The following is a 17,751-nucleotide window of genomic DNA, read 5'->3' on the forward strand; positions in this document are numbered from 1 at the left end:
AAAAATATAAACACCACATTTTTCCACGAAAAATGATTTTAATCGAATAATAAAGGAAATAGCCAAATCTTCCTAATCCATTAACGAGTCTACAACTATCAGAAAAATTCACATCCCGAAATTTCAATTCAAAATCATATTCCCACCAAAAAAACATTTCAAAATCACGCATTTTATTCTAATATTGAAATAATTTATTACATTTGTGCGACAATTCGAATTTGTTAAGAGGGCGAACGGGAAAGCAAACGGGAAATACGCCCTCTTTTTTTATTGCGTTAGATTGGTGTAAATAAAAGTATTAGGTCATGTTTCAAATTCCCGGGGATAAGTTCGACGAAAAAAAATTAAAAAAAGTTCATTTTTTTCTCACCCATTTTCGAGATGAATCTGTGATATAAGAAAACAAGAAGAAAAAAGCTGAAAATGGACGAAAAATACGATAGAATAGAATTTATTCTTTCTCATTTGAGGGAGCCGGAGAAGTTGTTGGACGAAAAGTTTATAGAGTGGCTACTTATCAAAGAGAACAAAGAATTGTTCGAGGAGGTAATCTTGAATCGAGAGGCGTTTTTACGCGAGGAGTACGGGCGGCAGATCGTGGTGAGCGAGGAGTGGAAGAAGTTCCGGCAAAAGGTACAAGAAAAGAATATGACTTCACAAAGGAGTCGAACGATACGGCAACACCGAGTTGGAAGGAGAGCGTGGCTATCCGTGGTTGCATGCACGGGCGTGTTGCTGAGCGTGGCGGGAGGATTGATGCTAAAACAGCATTTTACAAAACAGAAAACGATTCAAGTGGCAGAAGAAGTACACAAGGGTAAACAAGGTGCCATATTGACAACCGCATCGGGACAAGTCTACGATCTGACTCAAACGGAGATTCACTTGGAAACACCTCAAGGTACACAGATCGTGAACGACTCCTCGAATTTACTTGCCTATCAAACAAATAGCCCGGCAGGTTCACAACATCAACAGGTTCGGGATTCACAGATAATACTTCCTTCCTACCACACGATACAAATCCCGGCAGGAACAGACTATGGAGTGACACTTACCGACGGGACTCGAATATGGTTGAACTGCGAATCGAAATTACGCTTTCCCGAACAATTCGAGGAAGGGAAACCGCGAGAGGTGTTTCTCGAAGGAGAAGGATTCTTCCAAGTCGTGCATGCCGAAGGATGGCCTTTCATAGTAAACACGAAGGGCATGAAAGTACAAGTGACGGGAACGTGTTTCAATGTAAAATCTTATCCCACCGAAGACATCGTGCATACCACGCTGGTGGAAGGTTCCGTTTGGGCTTACACCGACAAATCGAAAGTGTTGTTGAAACCCTCGGAGCAATTCCGTCTGGATAGGATAACCGGAGAAACTTCCGTCCAAAAAGTGGACACAGACTTATACACGGGATGGGTGAAAGGGATGTTTGTCTTCCGCAACCAACGTTTGGAAGACGTGATGAACGAGGTGGCTCGTTGGTACGGGATGACAATCTTCTACACCAACCCGGAAGCGAAAGAGATAAAAATTTCGGCGAATCTGGATAAATACGAAGAAATCGACAACTTACTGGAAATTATCAACGAGAGCGGGAAAGTGCTTGCCGTCCGGAAGGCAAACACGATTACCGTTCAAACCCGATAACAAGAAAAGGATCGGGGCCTGCTCCAACATTTCCCGATCCTAGGAATTAATTAGTCATTAATTAACTGAACAAAGTTATGAAAAAAAGATGGAAAAGCGTTTTTCCCTCCGGGGGAAATACGCGAAAAATGATTAGATGTATGAAATTGACATTACTATTACTCACGTGTTTCGTGATACAAACCTTTGCCGGGGCGAACGCACAAACCGTCACGATCAAGAAGAAAAATGCCACCTTGGAAGAGGTAATCTGGGAGTTAAAGCAACAAAGCCACTTCACCTTCATGTACAATGATACGGACATTGCACCCGTGAAAGGCATCACGCTTAATGAAACCGATGTAGACATAGAAAAGATTCTACAAAAATGCTTGGAGAACACGAACTTGGAATACGTCGTTCTAAATAACGCTATTGTTATCAAACTCAAAGCCAATACACAGGACGAAAAAAAATCTATCACGTTAAAAGGTTGGGTTTATGACAAGAAAAAAGAACCGATGCCGGGAGTAACTATAAAACTAGCTAACACGAGCATTGGAACAGCAACAAACAATAAAGGTTGGTTTTCTTTACAACTTCCAACAACCAAAGGCTCTTTAGAATTTTCTTTCGTGGGTTTCAAAACACAAATCATCAACTTCACGGGAAAAACAGATACCCTCCGCATCACCCTAGAGGAAGACATACAAATGTTGGACGAAACTGTCGTTGTTGCCTATGGAAATACCACGAAAAGAAAAATGACAGGCGCAGTGTCAACCATAAAGGCTGATGAAATAAAAGGAATTCCGACATCAAGTATTGCTAACCTATTACAAGGACGGGTAGCCGGTATGGATATAACCAATATCTCCGGAGCACCGGGAGGAGGCGATATTGCAGTCACAATCCGAGGTTACAACTCATTAGATGTCGAACAAAAACGTCGTTTTTCCAATCCTTTATGGGTGGTGGACGGGATGCCGTTAAACTCTTTTACTTCACCTATCACGGGAGCAAACTTATTGGCTGATTTAAACCCGGATATGATCGAATCAATTCAAGTATTAAAAGATGCTTCCTCTGCGGCAATTTATGGTTCACGTGCAGCAAACGGAGTAATTATTGTTACCACGAAAAAAGGATTGAAAGATCAAGATGCTACATTTTCTGTCAATTTTTCCCAATCATGGAGCATTCTGCCACGTTATCCCGATTTAACGTCAGGACGAGCAGAACGAGCCTTTCGTTTGGCTGCCAATAGAAAGTATTATCGTGCATATTTAGATAAAGAAACCAATCGCTGGAAATACCCGACTTCTTTAAAGGAACAATACGAACACAATACACAAGGAGCCACATTAGATAAAAATTGGATTCCAAACACGGAATATTGGGGAACAGGAAATGGCACGATGTTTCAAGATAGTTTAAATCCTTTTTACAACAATTCCACGAATTTTTTCAAAATGTATTTTGAAACCGGTAAAATTACAAATGCAAACATTCAAACGTATGGAGGTACAACGAGAACAACTTACGCCATCGGATTAGGTTTATACGATGAAACAGGTATTTATAAGGGCACAGGATACCGGAGAATTGATCTAAATGCCAATTTAAATGTGAATCCGGTAAAAAAATTGACTGTAGATTTACGTTTTAACGCTTCTATCACACGAAAAAAACGAGCAAGTTCAAATGCTTCTGAAAATTTAGCTTATTCGGGAAATGCAGTCCCAATAGAAACAGTCCCGGGAGAACCCTATCAATTATCATCCTTATTGCCAGGAGAAGGTTCCATCGTGTGGGAGCAAGCCCTAAACGCATACAAAGGTACAAAAGAAAACAATCGTTCCGTACGCTTAAGAACGAACATGAAATTAGGTTACGAAATCATAGAGGGATTGAATATTTCTTCTTCCTTGGCTGCAGATTATGTCATTGACCGTCGAAACTATTTCCAACCGGCAAACTTAAGCTATTCCGGTTATTCTAAAAGCATCGGGGAAACGGGGATAAATCTCATGGTACTAAATGAAAATTTATTGACATACAAAAAAGTAATTCATGAAGACCATCATGTTGACTTTGTAGCCGGTTTCTCTTACCAGTATGATCAAGAGGAATACAACGGAGGATACGCCCAAAATTCACCAAGTGATAAAATATATTATGCCCCGGATGGAATGCCGGATATCGGGTATGAAGATTGGGGAGGTGGCGAATCTCGTCCAATCGCTTTCAAAAATTACCAATCCGACATGCAAGAAAAATGTTTACTCTCTTATTTTGCCCGTTTGGAATACGGTTTCCGAGATAAATATCTACTTTCATTTAGCATTCGCAGGGACGGAAGTTCCACATTTGGAAAAAACAACCGTTGGGGAACTTTCCCCTCTATCGCAGCAGGATGGAATTTTTCTGAAGAAAACTGGATAAAAGAACACTTAGCATGGTTCTCTTTCGGTAAAATACGTGCAAGTTGGGGACGTTCTGGTATGCATTTCGCACAAAACTATTTAGCATTAGGAATCTTTGTCACGGATATTCCTTACATGGGTAACGGAATGATTCGTCCCCAATGGTTTGGAGGACTATATAATGATAAATTAAGTTGGGAAGAAACCGACCAATATGATTTTGGGACTGACTTGGATTTTTTTGACTATCGCTTAGGATTTACGGTTGATTATTATTATCGGCTTACAGACAAATTACTTGATAGAATCAATTTACCCACAGGCTCTTATCAACGATATGATTCCCAATGGCAAAATGCAAAAACAATTTCAAACGAAGGTATAGAACTAATGGTTCGTTACGAGATATTCCGACGTCCCGAGCTGTATTGGAAAATTTCTATCAACGCTGCCAAAAACTGGAATCGCTTCAAAAAATCCACGAACGGAAAAGATGACGGAGCCGAACGAATTATAGGAAAAGCTTTAAACGGAATTTATTTACCTAAAACAGACGGCTATATAAATTCACAAGATGAAATGCCCGTGTTCTATAATTCTGTTGGTGTAAGTCATTATCTAGGAGGAGATGAAGGTAATAGTACTTATTTCAAACCCGGGGATTACAAGTTCATTGATGTGAACGGTGACGGACAAATCGGTTTTGAAGACCGAGTATATTGTGGCAGTGCCTTACCCGAGATAAGCGGAGGAATTGTGAATGAAGTACGTTGGAAAAATTTTGATTTGAATATGCTGATATCCTATCAATTAGGACGACATATGATAAATTATATATCTAAAAGATGTTTGGGCATGCCCGGTGAATACCCCGCTATCGCAATGAATTTAAATAAAGTAACTTTCTGGGAAAAAAACGGAGATAAATCAGATTTCCCCATGTGGCAAGGAAATGCTGACCACAACTGGGGTAGCGTTAAGGATGACGTAGAAAAAGTAAACTGGTTAAAGCTAAAGACCGTAACTTTAGGCTATTCGCTCCCCCAAAATTGGATCAAACGTTGTGGGCTTTCAGAATTACGTTTCTTTGCCAGTGGAGAAAACTTGTTCACGTGGACAAACTATTCCGGTATAGAACCGGAAACGGTGGATATTCGCTCCGGAATAGATGGAAACAATGGAGCATTACCCTATCCATTGGCTCGCAAGTTTACTTTAGGTTTAACGATAAAATTCTAAACCATGAAACACATATATTATTTATTCCTCTTCACATTTTTGTTGAATTGCACGGCTTGCGTGGATTCCTTGGACATGAGCCCGGAAAACTCTGTCACATTCATGAATGTTTTTGAAACAGAACGAGAACTAGAGATTGGCGTAATGGGTGCGGAAGCCTCTGTACGCAATGAATGCGTTGGTCAAGACCTTGCCCCCAATGGAGAATATTCGGATTACATTGAAGAAGGTTCATCGTCACTATTACAAGAACATGAACCCTTTATGTATATTGTAGATTGGGATTGGTTTTATCGTGTAATCTCATACGCTAATGTACCATTACCTTATATTGATAAAATTGACATGCCAAAAGAAAGACGCGATTTTTACAGGGGACAAATCTACTTCTTTAAAGCATTTGCTTACTTGCATATCGTTCGTCTATGCGGAGATTGCGTCTTGATTCGTGACGAAGTGGAAACCACCCCACAAGGGCAAATCTCTTGGATAAAAGTAATAGATTACGCCATTGAATTAGCTAAAGAAGCGGTACAACTTCTCCCCGAATGGGACAAATTAACGGACGCAAACGGCAATGCTGTAACTCATCGTGCCCGTCCATGCAAAGGTGCGGCAAATGCCTTGTTAGCCCATTTGTGCGCATGGAAAGCCGGTTGTAAATACATGGCAAAACCGGAAGACCGAAATTATGATGAACAGGAACTGTGGAAAATAGCGGAACAAGCTTGCACGGACATCATCAAGCGGGAAGATATTTATAAACTAGCGGATGCCCCGGAAGACATGTGTGAAACAACCTTCATGGGTGGTTCAAAGGAGAGTGTTTTCGAGAGTATTTTCCGAAATTATTGGGATGAATTGGCTCAGACAAAATGGGATCAACGTCTAGCTTCAACCGATATGGCAGTATTTTATCAAGGCTATCCGGTGGTTACGGGGGCAACAATGGCTAATATACAATACATGAGATTCCGAATCACGAATGAAACCGTTGAAAAAATGTTCTCCAAAGACGATTTAAGACGAGATGCTTGGTTTTATCGGTATGAATATATGCGTGATTCCGTGGATATTGATATAACAGGCGGATACGCTTACCCTTACAAACACCGTAAAGCCTATGTTTCCACGGACGGAGGGGCGGGCGGCGGAGAATTTATCAATTTCGACGCTAATAAAATCTGGTGGCGATTAGCCGATATTATTCTATTGAGAGCTGAATGCCGGGCTAGATTAGGTGGCAGTTACCTGCAAGGTGCGATAGACGACCTGAACACGATCCGGACTCGTGCAAAAGCAAAATTATATGATGCATCCGAGTATGGCGGTAACTTGCGTTATACAATATTCAAAGAACGGGAAAAAGAATTCCTGATAGAGGGTGGACGTTGGTTTGACGTGTTACGCAATGAATACTACAAAACGGAATTATATGGCGGTTTTCGTAACGTAAGCGCCCAAGATATTATTGACGGTGTATTCTTTGGTGCCCTTCAAAGTTCAAATTTTTGGGATAACCCCTTGTTAAGGCAAAATATATATTGGCAACGAAGAATGTAAATGGAACAACGTAAATCTATTAAATTGAATTTTATGAAAAAAATATATAATATATTTGTTTGTATTAGTGCCGCAATCTTCCTGTCTTCTTGTACCGCACAAGATTGGTATGACAGCGGGGTTTCCAGCCCTTATCATGATTGTTCTATCATGGAGTATTTACGAAAAGATACATATAACTGGGAATTAACCGTAAAATTGATAGAACGGGCAGGATTAACCGATATGTTCGAGGGAAAAGACTCGAATTACAAAGAGATTACTTTCTTTGCTCCCCCGAGTTACACTATATTACGACATTTATGGAATAACGGTATGGAATCAGTGGACGAGATGAGTATAAAGGATTGTAAAGCAATCGTGCTATGCCACGTGTTGAACAAAAAATACTTGAAAGCCGACTTTGCATACCGTAATGTAGACTATATGATTGACGACGAATTACAAGACGGAGGAACGGATGTTGAAACTTTAGGCGGCAGTCATTTACGAATTTATCGAGATAAATCGGCTTATGGCGGAGTTCCTGATTTAGGTCCCGAGACCATGTACATTTATTCTTTTACAAAAGCAACAATGGTTCCTCTCGCCACCCCAGACATTCAACCTCTGAATGGAGTAGTTCATGCATTGAATTATAATTACGATTTGGGAAGAATATAATGGAGGTATTAAAAAATTAAAACTATGAAGAATATAATTATATTGACGATTATTGCCATGGTTACTTGGCTTGGAGTCGGGTGTCAAGATGTAACCATAGGCTATTTATTGACAGAAAATGCCAGTTATGAAACCGATTCAATGATTGTAAAAAAAGATTTAGATATTACACCTCCAAGTTGGGGTATTTGGTCGAACCCGGAATATTACGATTTAATCAACATGGGGATACCACCTGAAGAAATTCTCGAATGGGGAATCGAACCTACTTATGAAGGTATGGGAGGAGAAGGAGAAGATTATTATCGGTTAAAGTGGAAACAACCATGGGTAAGCGTACCTATCGAAGGCATTCAAGGAACTCAACAGATTTATGTTACCGTGAAAGAAATCAAAACAACGAATGGCGATGCTAATAAATTAGCGGATTGCCTAACTGTTAGAGGTAATGGAATATTCGAGGTTCCTATTGAACATGATATTCCCGTCGGACGTTACGTGATCTCCTTAAATTTCTCGAACGAGGGGTACTCGAAAGACGTAAATGATTGTTTCACCATCATCGTGAAATAAGTCATCGTTGCGTGTCAGGAGGGCACTTTCACTAATGCCCTCCTCTACCCCTTCACAAAAATAATCCTTGTTTTCCCGGCGTTTGACAAGGAATGTTAAGCCTATAAAGTCGAAATAGACTTGATATAAAGTCGCTTGACATTCGAATGAAAACAAGTTTGTAACATGTGTGAATCTATTTTATTTCTTCTTTTCAGACTGAATAGAGGCTATACAGTCATATCAGTCTGACTGGAGAAGAACATTGTCTTACTAAATAACAAAACTATGGCAGAAATTGATTCTGATTTTGTACAAACCCTTTCCGGTAAGATCGGAGGGGTATCCGTGGTGGAGCGTTACGGGAAGAAGTTTGCCAGCCTCCTACCCGGCACGTATCACGATGCCCAAAGCGAAGAACAGTTGCAACAACGAGGAAAGTTGAAAGCTGTTACCGTCCTCTATCAGCGAATGAAAGATTCGCCGGATCTGGCGGATTGCCGCTATCGGTTTACCCATGTCAGGGTATAACCTGTTCTTGAAACGGAACATCCACGCATTCCGGGGCGACGGATTCGTGGCGGATTACTCGCAATTGCATTTCAGCGAAGGCGTCCGGCAACAAGCGGAGAATTTAAACTTGAAAACCATGTCCGACGGCAATTTCACCTTGCACTGAACATGTAACCCCGATACAGCATCTTCCTCACACACCGACCAATTACTGATTATCCTAATTGAAGAGAAAACCTCATTCCTTCCCTTATATATCGCAACAACTGTTTGCCGTGCCGACGAAAACTACACCTTCCGTCTTCCCGCCGGAGTATCGCTTCCTTCTCATTTGTACTGCTTTTTCAGTAACGAGAACTTTTATCAATTTTCAAACGATAAACATTTCCAACTATGATGAACACCAAAACCATTAAAAAGTATATAACAGAATTAAGTAAAGCTCGAGTGGAAATCACCGATGATCCCTATCACCCCGTCACCTTCAATCGTGCCGACAATTTCGCAGATTACCAACTTTACCTCCTTGGACTGGAAATCGAGTTATTGCCCCTTGCTGTAAAGATCGTCCTCAACCGCACACACACCAATCACTGGCGCAAGTTAGCGTACAATTATTGCCTTCACGTGGAGAGTCTGTTCACGGGAAAGAATATCAACGGCATTCACCGCCATTTATTAATCACCAAAAGAAACGAGCTCGTGTCTTTACAGGATTTGTCAAATGACCACCGGAAATATCTTGACCGGTTTCTCACCTAGCAACGAGAGTCTTTCGAAAGAACTAAAGCCAGCCTGCTCGTCACGACCTCTTTCCGTCCATCCGATTTCATGCTTGAAGGTACCGAAATAGACTTGAACGAATTAATCAATTTCCTATGGCATTCCGGTGCGGTGAAAGGCATCACTCCCGGTGTCACGAAAAAGGCTTTCGCAGGATACTTCTCGGCCATGATGAACCGGAAATGCGCCAATAATTTCGAAGATAGGATACACCAATCTCTCGGGCGTTACAACCCGCTTAAATACGTGGACAAACTGCGGGAGCAGTACCTCGATTACGCAGAGCAACGAGAACAGAGAAAAAAATAACTTCCCTTCCTTTTCACTAACCACAAATCTACAATATTATGGAAAAATATATTGACATCGAGTATCAACTCCACGTGTTACTGGAATGTAACCACACGTTATTGAACCAAGTGGAAATATTGCTCAACCGAGTGGACCAACAAACGATAGCCCCGACTACAGAATGGCTGGACGGCAACGATGTCTGTCGCATTCTGAAAATATGCCCCCGAACATTACAAGTTTATTGTAACAAAAATATCCTCCCCTTCCGGCGTTTAGGAGGCAAAGTATTTTTCAGCAAAACGGACATCGAGGCAACATTGGAAGCGAAGAAATTTTAACGAAGAACACGTATTAAACAATCTGCATTTCTTGCAAATCCACTTGTTAAAAGTGGATTTGCAAAACAATGACAAGTTTATACTAAAATCAAAACCATTAAAGAATACATGAGAACCTTATTTTTCCACATATTCATCAGCAATCTCAATTAGGTCAAGTTTTATATCATCCCAATTTTTACCAAGCAAACATATAGGATCAGGAAATTCATCCGCAACACTAAAATCAGTGAACAATCGTAACAACTCTTTGGGCTCATGTTCCCACGGATGCCTTTTCTCATGAAAAGCAAACATTTCAGATAGTGGAAATCTAGCAAGCAAAAGATGTAAATCCCAAAAATCCTTTTTTCGTCCACCGCGAGACACCACATTCATTTTCATCGCAATAATATCACTTAGGCTAGCCATACGTATATTGTCAATGATTTCAATCTCATTTATAAAAGAATCCGTGTACATCAGATCAAGTTTTATATAATTATCAGCAGACAACCCTATATAATATGATCTGCCATTTCCCACTACCGAAGTTGTATCCGTGGATTCATAATATGGAAATCTAGCACGAAGATAAGATTCAAAATTCCGGTAATTTAGACTACCGTATTCTACATCTGTGAATAAATCAATATCTTCTGAAATACGATGACCAAATCGCAAACTGAGATTAGTTCCACCAACCAAACGAAACGGGTTAAACAATTCTTCCGCCATCAGCATATCAAGAATTTCCTTCAAATATGGTTTTACCGTTTCATAATGTAATACTGTCATTAGAATGTTTCGTTTTAGTAATCCGATAATAATTGTTCGATTTGTAACCTTCAAGTTCAGTAACCTCTATATTATAGAAACGTGCTATTTCTTTCTTCTCTGCTTTATTTCCTCGTTCTAAAACCCTTTGTATTACGGCTTTTTTGTATTTACCCCAGTCTATCGAATCAAAATCTACGTCCCAAAACAAAGACTTTCGGATATTGGGAATTCCAGATACAGACCGACTTAATTCCTTATTCTTAAATTCTATTACTAAATAATACGCCTGAAGAGCATATAAGAATCCATCTTCGTATCCCAATGCCTGTTCTATCTTAAGAGATAATTCAATTGTCAGTTGCCGCCGCCCGTTAATTATAGCATTAAGAGTTTGACTATGAACACCAATAGAAGCAGCGAAAGAACGCTGGCTGAGATTTTTCTTTTTTAAATCTCGGCTAATGATCTTTCCCGGATGAATTCCTTTTAATATGTCAATTTTATGCACCATAATTCTTTTTACAAAGATACGAAAATGCAAACAAATTTGTTTGCATTTTTATAACAAAAATCACAACACTAATTCCCGAAACAGTTTCTCGAACGTCACGTCAAGGTCGGCAGAGAAACCGGGATGAGGACGGGAGGTCTGTATTGAAGTACTCCGGACGGCGGTAAGCCAACGGAAACGTTCGGGAATTTCAAATTCGGCAATAGGACCGCCCTCTTTCGCACCGGAACAGATACGATCGAAAACACGCAGATTATTTTCTATCACCTCAACCTCCGCCTCCGGAAAAAGCGTTCTCAATTTATCCTCGTGCAGGATATATTTTGCCTTGAGGTATTTTTTCCGTTTGGAAAACAAAATGATTCCCACGTTCACAAATTCTTCCCGTTCCACCCGGGGCACAACCCGGATGACCGCATATTCATACAAGTATTTCTCTGGCATGTTGAGCTTCTTTTATAAATATTTCCGAATTTGCTACCCGCTCCACAAGGAAACGCACGTAAGTATCTTTAACCTCCGAAGGCAATACGCCGAAATCTTCCCAATTCAACCATTCGTCGGGAATCAAATGGACAATCTCCCGTATTTTTTCCGGCGTGAGCAAGGCTTTCAGTCCGGCATCCACTTCCACCAACCGGCTCGCCCGAGGCAACAAGACATGATCTTTTACCTGCCCGAAAGGACTCAAGACGTGTTTTTCCCAATTCACCCACGAGTAATGAAAATAAAGTGATGAACCGTGGTCTATCAACCAAAGTTCCTTGTGCCACATCAACAAATTGGTATTTCGTATCGTGCGGTCGATATTCGTGAGCAAGGCATCCAACCAAACAATTTTCGATGCCAATTCGGGATCAATTATATTCACCGTGGGATCGAACCCTAATGCCCCCGACAAGAAATGAAGCCCCAAGTTTAATCCCCGGCTCGCTTTCAGCAAATCCTGTATCTCCTCGTCGCCTTCCGCCTGCCCGAATGCTTCGTCCAGTTGAAGAAACACGATCTCGGGCACCCGTAATCCCAAAGCACGAGCCACCTCTCCCCCGATCAGTTCAGCGATCAAAGCTTTTGCCCCGTGACCTGCACCCCGGAATTTCACCACGTATTTGAATTCATCATCCGCTTCCGCCAATGCCGGCAAAGAGCCGCCTTCACGCAAGGGCATGATATACCTCGTAACATTTGCAGTCCGTAACTCCATATCGTTCCTTTATTTTAGCAAAAACAAAGATATAAATAAACGACAATTTTACCGGAGATTTCACACGAAATACTCTATTAACTTTTTTTATTTAAGCAGTAATATTGTATGTACAAATTAAAAAACAAAAGATATGAAAGAAAAAAGTATGACAGATGAAAACATGAGTTTGTTGTTGAAAAATAGCAGAACATTGATAGACAAAGTCAACTTGTTGCTGGAAAAACTGGAACATTACACTTACACCCCGGCAACCGAATGGTTGGATTCCTGAGAGGTATGGCGTTTCCTGAAGATGGGAAAAGAGGATATGAATTAAAAACAAGAAAGGGGTAAAAACCCCTTTTCTTCAAAAACTCCTCCGTCTGCTTCGCAGCCACCTCCTCTATAAACAGAGGAGGAGCTGGTGAATCTTTCCAAAAACGGCGAGTAACCAAGCTCCCCCTCTGTTTATAGAGGGGGTACGGCGTAGACGGGAAGAAGCTAAAATGACTTTTACCCCTTTCTTGTTTTTTAATATCTCCGATTGTTCCCGCCGCTTCTTTCAACACGGGGACGTGCAACGGTTACGCTAATTGTCTTTCCTTCAAATTCCGTTTCATTCAATTTAGCAATAGCCTCTTGAGCCTCCGGCTCATTCGCCATTTCAACAAACCCGAAACCACGTGACCTTTTAGTTTCGCGGTCTGTAATAATGTAGGCAGAAGTTACACTACCATACGCTGAAAATAATTCTTGTAAGCTTTCACTCGTCGTGCTATAGCTTAAATTGGATACATAGATGTTCATCATTTAGGTATTTAATTATTGATAATGGGTTATCCTTTAACTTGCAAGAGCGATTCTCACGGCATTCATGCCTTTACGACCGCGTTCCAACTCAAAAGTAACCATATTTCCTTCAACAATAGGGTTTTGGACGCTGGTAATATAGAAAAAATATTTTTCCGTACTATTGACATCCTTGATAAAACCGAATCCCCTGTCCTCGTTAAAATATTCCACCCGACCTCTCAACACGGTTTCTTCGGTTTCCTCTTTCTTTAATGTAGAGACAGCAATGTCTTCTATATTAATCTCCTGTTTGTTATTCATATCAGGAGGGGTATCGGTAATAAGACCATTTTCATCGACATAAGCGATCATATCCTCAAAAGATCCGTTACCGGCATTTGCTTTACGCTCCTCTTTGCGTTTCTGTTTTTCCAGTTTCTTACTCTGTTTCTTCTTTTCTAATTCTCTTTTACTAAACGATATCGCCATAGGCATTTATAAATTATTATAGTTATATTTACGCGGAGACAGATACCGCGTTCAATTCTTTTCCTGTCAGTTTCTGTATATTTTTAAGCATGATACTTTCTTCCTGTGAACAGAACGTCAGAGCAGTCCCGCTATTCCCAGCACGCCCGGTACGTCCGATCCGGTGCACGTAAGTTTCCGCCATATCAGGCAAATCGTAATTAATCACAATCTCCAGATTGGCAATATCTATTCCCCTCGCGGCAATGTCCGTGGCAATAATCACGCGAGTTTTACCCGATTTAAAATTCGAGAGTGCACGCTGCCTGGCGTTTTGAGTCTTATCACCATGAATAGCCTCACAGCCTATGCCCTGCTTGTTCAGCACCCGGGCAATTCTATCCGCCCCGTGTTTGGTTCTTGAAAAGACCAAAACCGTCTTTTTCTTTTCCTTTGCCAGAATCTCGACAAGCAATTTGCTCTTTTGAGATTTTTCCACGAAATACAATCTCTGGTGGATGGTATCGACGACCGACGACACGGGTGCCACCTCTATTCTAACGGGTTTGTACAGAATTGATTTGGATAGGTTAGCAATTGTCACGGGCATGGTTGCCGAAAAGAAAAGACACTGCTTTTGTTTCGGTAGCATAGGCAACAATCGTTTTATATCGTGTACAAAACCCATATCGAGCATCCGGTCTACTTCATCCAAGACGAAGTGACGGATATGGCTAAGGGAAATGTATTTTTGATTAATCAAATCCAGCAAACGCCCCGGCGTTGCCACCAGAACATCCACCCCGGATTGAAGTTGTTCTACTTGTGATCGTTGATTTACTCCCCCGAATATTACCGTGTGGCGTACACTCGTGTATTTGGCATAATCACGAAAACACTCATCTATCTGGATTGCCAATTCTCGTGTCGGGGTAAGGATTAATGCCTGAATCTCCCTTTTCCGGTTCTTGGGCATCTGTTGATCAAGCTGTTGAATAATGGGAATAGCGAACGCTGCGGTTTTACCCGTTCCCGTTTGTGCCAAACCTAATAAATCACGCCCCTCCAATGCGACCGGTATCGCCTGTTCCTGAATGGGAGTCGGCGTTTCATATTTCTTATTTACCAAAGCCTTCAATATCGGCTCCGAAATATTCAATTCTCTAAATGTCATAAAATATCTGCTACTTTACAGCTAGCTCTGTCTAATTAAAAATTTAAAACAAATAAGTTGATTTTGAAGTCAATTTTGACGATGAAAAGACCTGCCTGAATACGACAGAGCAAAGCACAGCTCTAAAAGATACAATATGAACTCGATTGTTTGTTCTGCAAAGATACGAAAAATAATTTAACAATCCAACTCACTCCCGCACTTCACTAGGGCAAACGCATCAAAACGCTTTTCGCCCGGTTCATAAAGTTGAGCTTTCAGCTCCTAAAGTTTATAAAGTTCATAAAGTAACGGGCGTCCTTCGGACAAGGTTTACCGGCAGCCATGCTGCCGTGGACAAAGCGCCCGCTAGGGTCCATAAACCTTATGAACTTTATAGACTTTATAAACTTTTAACTAAAAGGGCGAAAAGCGTTTTGACGCGTTTGCCCTGCGCACTTCACCTTTGATTATGAATTGGAGGATGGGGCGGCGGGGATCGTTGCAGTAGAGCGTAATTTGTTTGCGTTGTTTGCCGATTCTTCCGGCGGAGTGGAAAACGACGTCAAGTTGAGTGGATTTGCCGGGGAGAATGACACGTTGCCCGGGGACGACGGCGGTACAACCGCAGGTGGTTTCGATTTTGCGGAGCAGAAGGCTACCGCTGCCTGTGTTTCGAATAGGGATGATGATCGATTTTTCTTCACCTTCCTTTAGCGTTCCGAAATCATATTCCAAAGAATCAACCTCTATTCGGGGAGCTTTGGCTTTTTCTTCCTCGCTCCACTCGTTAAAATTCTCCTCTACTTCCGCTTCGGCAACAACGCCGAAAGAATAATCCACTTCTCCATCAACCAAAAAACGGAGAACATTATAATATTCACCCAACAACATTTCATTTTCCGGTCGGAAAGTGATAATCAAAGTATCTATCTCACCGGAAGCAATATCATATCCTCCCAAACGCCAGTCTTGAACGCTCCTTCCTATTTTCCGACAAGTCAACTCAGGGAAATTATTAAAGCCTTCCAATCGAACAGCCTTACTCTTGGGGTTATATACCATGACGGTATCCGTGTACTCCCGCCCGACATAAGTCGTACCTAAAGCAATATTCTCTTTATTGAACAACAGATCGCCCAAGGGGTAAATAAACCCTTCCGGAACTTTCTTCCCGGAACAGGCACAAACCCCCAAAGACAATATAAAAATCCAATAAAAATTTCTCATGACAAATTATAAATCGTTTATGAATTTCAAAGCTACTATTAAAATCTTAATTTCGTCCGGGCATTCTCCGAATTTTGTGGAGAAAACGTATTTTTGCCTCGAAAACAGCATAATTAATCAGAGAAAAGTAGTAATTAATGGTTTCGTTAGTGGATTATTTACTGTTCTGTTTATCTCTCCAAGATAAATTTGTTGCAGTAAAATGAAGCAAAATCTTTAATTATAAATTTTAATCCACCATGAAAACAAAGAATCTATTCATTGCACTTATTTCGATGTTGTTCGCCTTTCAAGCGTGCACAACGGATGACGTGTCATTAACAGAAACAGGCCCCGGTGACGGGACGAATCTCTATGCCATCAAAGACAATGCTTTCGGGGAATATCTAAAATACCTGAAGGTTGGCGGAGTTTATTCCCAAGTATCCAACGAGAGCGGGAACGCCGTTATCTCCTACGTGATCGACACGGTTGAATCCCAAGGCTACACGGGAGAGATCAACCTCAACAAGAGTAACAGTTCCATGACGAAATTGGAAACAGCCGGACTGACGACAGCTAAAGAGAAAATCAAAGACTTGGACGGCATCCAGTATTTTCCGGGAGCCACGTCATTAATCCTCACGTCAAACGAGTTGACATCCATCAATTTGAGCAAGTCTGTGAATCTAACCTTATTGAATTTGAACAACAACTGGATAGGTTCGTTGGATTTGTCGCAAAACACGAAATTAAAAACACTTTTATATAACGCCAGTAGCAGCGCATCTGCCCCGGAAAACAGCAAACTTATCGAGATTGATCTCACTCACAACGTGGAATTAGACACGATATCCATGACAAATCACGAGTTGGAAAGTATCGACCTGTCACAGAACACGAAACTACGGGGTGTAAACTTTAAAGGTAACAGCAATACTTTGTACATACCGCAAGAAGTGTACGACAGATTGAATACGGCGACCGGATTACAGCCGAGCAAAGAACCGGAAACCCCAGGAGAAGGGGATTACTACACGATTCCGGATAAAGCCTTCGGCGAATTTTTGCACTACCGTTTAAAAGATCAGGGTATCGTGGCAGAAGAAAACGGAGCGTATAAAATTGACAAGACAAAAGCCGCCGCCTACACGGGAGAACTGGATCTGACCAAAAGCAAAAGCGCTATAACCGAACTCACGGAGGCCGGACTTGAAACGGCAGAAACCAAATTAACCGACTTGAGCGGTATCGAATATTTCACGGGAATCACCTCGTTGAAACTGGTTTCCAATCAAGTTACCTCTTTAGATATCACAAAACTCGTGAACCTCACTTATCTGGATTTGAACGCTAACTGGATCGGCAGTTTGGATTTAACCAAAAATACGAAGTTAGAATACCTGCGTTACGGGGCTAGTTCAAGTAAAGATGCCCCGGAAAACAGCAAACTTTCCAATCTCGACTTAACACAGAACACAGCATTAACCACCGTTTTATTAAGCGGTCATTTATTGAATGACTTGGATTTAAGTAAAAACACGAAATTGACTGTCATTGACTTAAGTAAAAACCCGGGAGTTCCCTTTGTCGTTTCCTCTGAAGTTTACGACAATGTTGCAGCCGAAGGCAATAAGAACACGGTCATCGACAGTATCAAAAAATAACAC

Annotated in this window: 21 protein-coding genes; 12 read left to right on the forward strand and 9 right to left on the reverse strand. The window is 41.2% G+C overall.

Features of this window, described 5'->3' with window-relative positions:
- The first annotated feature begins 426 nt into the window (after positions 1–426).
- On the forward strand, positions 427–1,653 hold the full coding sequence (locus Q5866_RS07950) for a FecR family protein (RefSeq protein WP_227214587.1): 1,227 nt from the start codon (positions 427–429) through the stop codon (positions 1,651–1,653).
- Positions 1,654–1,714: 61 nt separating this feature from the next.
- Here Q5866_RS07950 and Q5866_RS07955 read toward each other — a convergent pair whose 3' ends face one another.
- Positions 1,715–2,002: a hypothetical protein gene (locus Q5866_RS07955; protein WP_255469435.1), complete on the reverse strand. Its 288-nt coding sequence runs from the start codon at positions 2,000–2,002 to the stop codon at positions 1,715–1,717.
- Between the two features lie 37 nt (positions 2,003–2,039).
- Between Q5866_RS07955 and Q5866_RS07960 the strand changes: the two genes are divergently transcribed.
- From Q5866_RS07960 to Q5866_RS08000, 9 genes are all read left to right on the forward strand, one after another.
- Positions 2,040–5,297: a SusC/RagA family TonB-linked outer membrane protein gene (locus Q5866_RS07960; protein WP_303179783.1), complete on the forward strand. Its 3,258-nt coding sequence runs from the start codon at positions 2,040–2,042 to the stop codon at positions 5,295–5,297.
- Positions 5,298–5,300: 3 nt separating this feature from the next.
- Positions 5,301–6,860, forward strand: coding sequence for a RagB/SusD family nutrient uptake outer membrane protein (locus tag Q5866_RS07965; protein WP_303179784.1), 1,560 nt, complete (start codon positions 5,301–5,303; stop codon positions 6,858–6,860).
- 33 nt (positions 6,861–6,893) lie between these two features.
- Positions 6,894–7,523 (forward strand): fasciclin domain-containing protein, encoded by a 630-nt coding sequence (locus tag Q5866_RS07970; RefSeq protein ID WP_099294509.1) that lies wholly within the window; start codon positions 6,894–6,896, stop codon positions 7,521–7,523.
- A gap of 24 nt (positions 7,524–7,547) precedes the next feature.
- A complete protein-coding gene (locus Q5866_RS07975) occupies positions 7,548–8,096 on the forward strand; it encodes a hypothetical protein (RefSeq protein ID WP_099292221.1) in 549 nt (182 codons plus the stop codon).
- 267 nt (positions 8,097–8,363) lie between these two features.
- Positions 8,364–8,606, forward strand: coding sequence for a hypothetical protein (locus Q5866_RS07980; RefSeq protein WP_303179785.1), 243 nt, complete (start codon positions 8,364–8,366; stop codon positions 8,604–8,606).
- Complete coding sequence (locus tag Q5866_RS07985; RefSeq protein ID WP_303179786.1) at positions 8,593–8,754, forward strand: hypothetical protein; 162 nt, start codon at positions 8,593–8,595, stop codon at positions 8,752–8,754. The genes Q5866_RS07980 and Q5866_RS07985 overlap by 14 nt, the downstream gene beginning before the upstream one ends.
- A 227-nt stretch (positions 8,755–8,981) precedes the next feature.
- Positions 8,982–9,350 carry a hypothetical protein gene (locus Q5866_RS07990; protein ID WP_303179787.1) on the forward strand — a complete coding sequence of 123 codons (369 nt, stop codon included), beginning with the start codon at positions 8,982–8,984 and terminating at the stop codon, positions 9,348–9,350.
- Positions 9,351–9,419: 69 nt separating this feature from the next.
- Positions 9,420–9,680 (forward strand): hypothetical protein, encoded by a 261-nt coding sequence (locus Q5866_RS07995; RefSeq protein ID WP_303179788.1) that lies wholly within the window; start codon positions 9,420–9,422, stop codon positions 9,678–9,680.
- 38 nt (positions 9,681–9,718) lie between these two features.
- Entirely contained in the window at positions 9,719–10,003 is a 285-nt protein-coding gene (locus Q5866_RS08000) for a helix-turn-helix domain-containing protein (protein WP_303179789.1), read from the forward strand.
- Between the two features lie 117 nt (positions 10,004–10,120).
- On the opposite strand, the gene Q5866_RS08005 is transcribed toward Q5866_RS08000, so the two are convergent.
- Genes Q5866_RS08005 through Q5866_RS08020 form a run of 4 tightly spaced genes read right to left on the reverse strand, consistent with a single transcriptional unit; the run spans position 10,121 to position 12,477 of the window.
- Positions 10,121–10,780 carry a nucleotidyl transferase AbiEii/AbiGii toxin family protein gene (locus Q5866_RS08005; protein WP_099292218.1) on the reverse strand — a complete coding sequence of 220 codons (660 nt, stop codon included), beginning with the start codon at positions 10,778–10,780 and terminating at the stop codon, positions 10,121–10,123.
- A complete protein-coding gene (locus Q5866_RS08010; protein WP_186975233.1) occupies positions 10,761–11,273 on the reverse strand; it encodes a HigA family addiction module antitoxin in 513 nt (170 codons plus the stop codon). The genes Q5866_RS08005 and Q5866_RS08010 overlap by 20 nt, the downstream gene beginning before the upstream one ends.
- 60 nt (positions 11,274–11,333) lie before the next feature.
- Positions 11,334–11,717, reverse strand: a complete 384-nt coding sequence (locus Q5866_RS08015; RefSeq protein ID WP_227214582.1) for a DUF3037 domain-containing protein — start codon at positions 11,715–11,717, stop codon at positions 11,334–11,336.
- Positions 11,695–12,477: a HipA family kinase gene (locus Q5866_RS08020; RefSeq protein ID WP_303179790.1), complete on the reverse strand. Its 783-nt coding sequence runs from the start codon at positions 12,475–12,477 to the stop codon at positions 11,695–11,697. The genes Q5866_RS08015 and Q5866_RS08020 overlap by 23 nt, the downstream gene beginning before the upstream one ends.
- A 133-nt stretch (positions 12,478–12,610) precedes the next feature.
- Here Q5866_RS08020 and Q5866_RS08025 point away from each other — a divergent pair, with 133 nt between their 5' ends.
- Positions 12,611–12,751: a hypothetical protein gene (locus tag Q5866_RS08025; RefSeq protein WP_176555056.1), complete on the forward strand. Its 141-nt coding sequence runs from the start codon at positions 12,611–12,613 to the stop codon at positions 12,749–12,751.
- Positions 12,752–12,990: 239 nt separating this feature from the next.
- Here the strand turns inward: Q5866_RS08025 and Q5866_RS08030 are convergent, their stop codons facing one another.
- The 4 genes from Q5866_RS08030 to Q5866_RS08045 form a co-directional block, all read right to left on the reverse strand.
- A complete protein-coding gene (locus Q5866_RS08030) occupies positions 12,991–13,266 on the reverse strand; it encodes an RNA-binding protein (protein ID WP_099292214.1) in 276 nt (91 codons plus the stop codon).
- A gap of 36 nt (positions 13,267–13,302) precedes the next feature.
- Complete coding sequence (locus tag Q5866_RS08035; RefSeq protein ID WP_176555055.1) at positions 13,303–13,746, reverse strand: cold-shock protein; 444 nt, start codon at positions 13,744–13,746, stop codon at positions 13,303–13,305.
- Between the two features lie 22 nt (positions 13,747–13,768).
- Positions 13,769–14,893, reverse strand: coding sequence for a DEAD/DEAH box helicase (locus tag Q5866_RS08040; protein WP_099292212.1), 1,125 nt, complete (start codon positions 14,891–14,893; stop codon positions 13,769–13,771).
- Positions 14,894–15,289: 396 nt separating this feature from the next.
- Positions 15,290–16,102 carry a DUF1573 domain-containing protein gene (locus Q5866_RS08045; protein ID WP_303179791.1) on the reverse strand — a complete coding sequence of 271 codons (813 nt, stop codon included), beginning with the start codon at positions 16,100–16,102 and terminating at the stop codon, positions 15,290–15,292.
- A gap of 239 nt (positions 16,103–16,341) precedes the next feature.
- On the opposite strand from Q5866_RS08045, the gene Q5866_RS08050 reads away from it, so the two are divergent.
- Positions 16,342–17,748 carry a hypothetical protein gene (locus tag Q5866_RS08050; protein ID WP_303179792.1) on the forward strand — a complete coding sequence of 469 codons (1,407 nt, stop codon included), beginning with the start codon at positions 16,342–16,344 and terminating at the stop codon, positions 17,746–17,748.
- Positions 17,749–17,751 lie beyond the last annotated feature (3 nt).

The sequence above is a fragment of the uncultured Butyricimonas sp. genome (assembly GCF_959596855.1).
Lineage (GTDB): Bacteria > Bacteroidota > Bacteroidia > Bacteroidales > Marinifilaceae > Butyricimonas > Butyricimonas muris.

Bases quoted from the DNA above. Each gene is read 5' to 3' on its own strand.
- Q5866_RS08025 (WP_176555056.1), top strand. From the start codon at position 12,611: ATGAAAGAAAAAAGTATGACAGATGAAAACATGAGTTTGTTGTTGAAA.
- Q5866_RS08020 (WP_303179790.1), bottom strand. From the start codon at position 12,477: ATGGAGTTACGGACTGCAAATGTTACGAGGTATATCATGCCCTTGCGT.
- Q5866_RS08000 (WP_303179789.1), top strand. From the start codon at position 9,719: ATGGAAAAATATATTGACATCGAGTATCAACTCCACGTGTTACTGGAA.
- Q5866_RS07990 (WP_303179787.1), top strand. From the start codon at position 8,982: ATGATGAACACCAAAACCATTAAAAAGTATATAACAGAATTAAGTAAA.
- Q5866_RS07950 (WP_227214587.1), top strand. From the start codon at position 427: ATGGACGAAAAATACGATAGAATAGAATTTATTCTTTCTCATTTGAGG.
- Q5866_RS07970 (WP_099294509.1), top strand. From the start codon at position 6,894: ATGAAAAAAATATATAATATATTTGTTTGTATTAGTGCCGCAATCTTC.
- Q5866_RS08015 (WP_227214582.1), bottom strand. From the start codon at position 11,717: ATGCCAGAGAAATACTTGTATGAATATGCGGTCATCCGGGTTGTGCCC.
- Q5866_RS08005 (WP_099292218.1), bottom strand. From the start codon at position 10,780: ATGACAGTATTACATTATGAAACGGTAAAACCATATTTGAAGGAAATT.
- Q5866_RS07955 (WP_255469435.1), bottom strand. From the start codon at position 2,002: ATGTCTACATCGGTTTCATTAAGCGTGATGCCTTTCACGGGTGCAATG.
- Q5866_RS08010 (WP_186975233.1), bottom strand. From the start codon at position 11,273: ATGGTGCATAAAATTGACATATTAAAAGGAATTCATCCGGGAAAGATC.
- Q5866_RS07995 (WP_303179788.1), top strand. From the start codon at position 9,420: ATGCTTGAAGGTACCGAAATAGACTTGAACGAATTAATCAATTTCCTA.
- Q5866_RS08040 (WP_099292212.1), bottom strand. From the start codon at position 14,893: ATGACATTTAGAGAATTGAATATTTCGGAGCCGATATTGAAGGCTTTG.
- Q5866_RS07965 (WP_303179784.1), top strand. From the start codon at position 5,301: ATGAAACACATATATTATTTATTCCTCTTCACATTTTTGTTGAATTGC.
- Q5866_RS08045 (WP_303179791.1), bottom strand. From the start codon at position 16,102: ATGAGAAATTTTTATTGGATTTTTATATTGTCTTTGGGGGTTTGTGCC.
- Q5866_RS08050 (WP_303179792.1), top strand. From the start codon at position 16,342: ATGAAAACAAAGAATCTATTCATTGCACTTATTTCGATGTTGTTCGCC.
- Q5866_RS07975 (WP_099292221.1), top strand. From the start codon at position 7,548: ATGAAGAATATAATTATATTGACGATTATTGCCATGGTTACTTGGCTT.
- Q5866_RS07985 (WP_303179786.1), top strand. From the start codon at position 8,593: ATGTCAGGGTATAACCTGTTCTTGAAACGGAACATCCACGCATTCCGG.
- Q5866_RS08030 (WP_099292214.1), bottom strand. From the start codon at position 13,266: ATGAACATCTATGTATCCAATTTAAGCTATAGCACGACGAGTGAAAGC.
- Q5866_RS08035 (WP_176555055.1), bottom strand. From the start codon at position 13,746: ATGCCTATGGCGATATCGTTTAGTAAAAGAGAATTAGAAAAGAAGAAA.
- Q5866_RS07980 (WP_303179785.1), top strand. From the start codon at position 8,364: ATGGCAGAAATTGATTCTGATTTTGTACAAACCCTTTCCGGTAAGATC.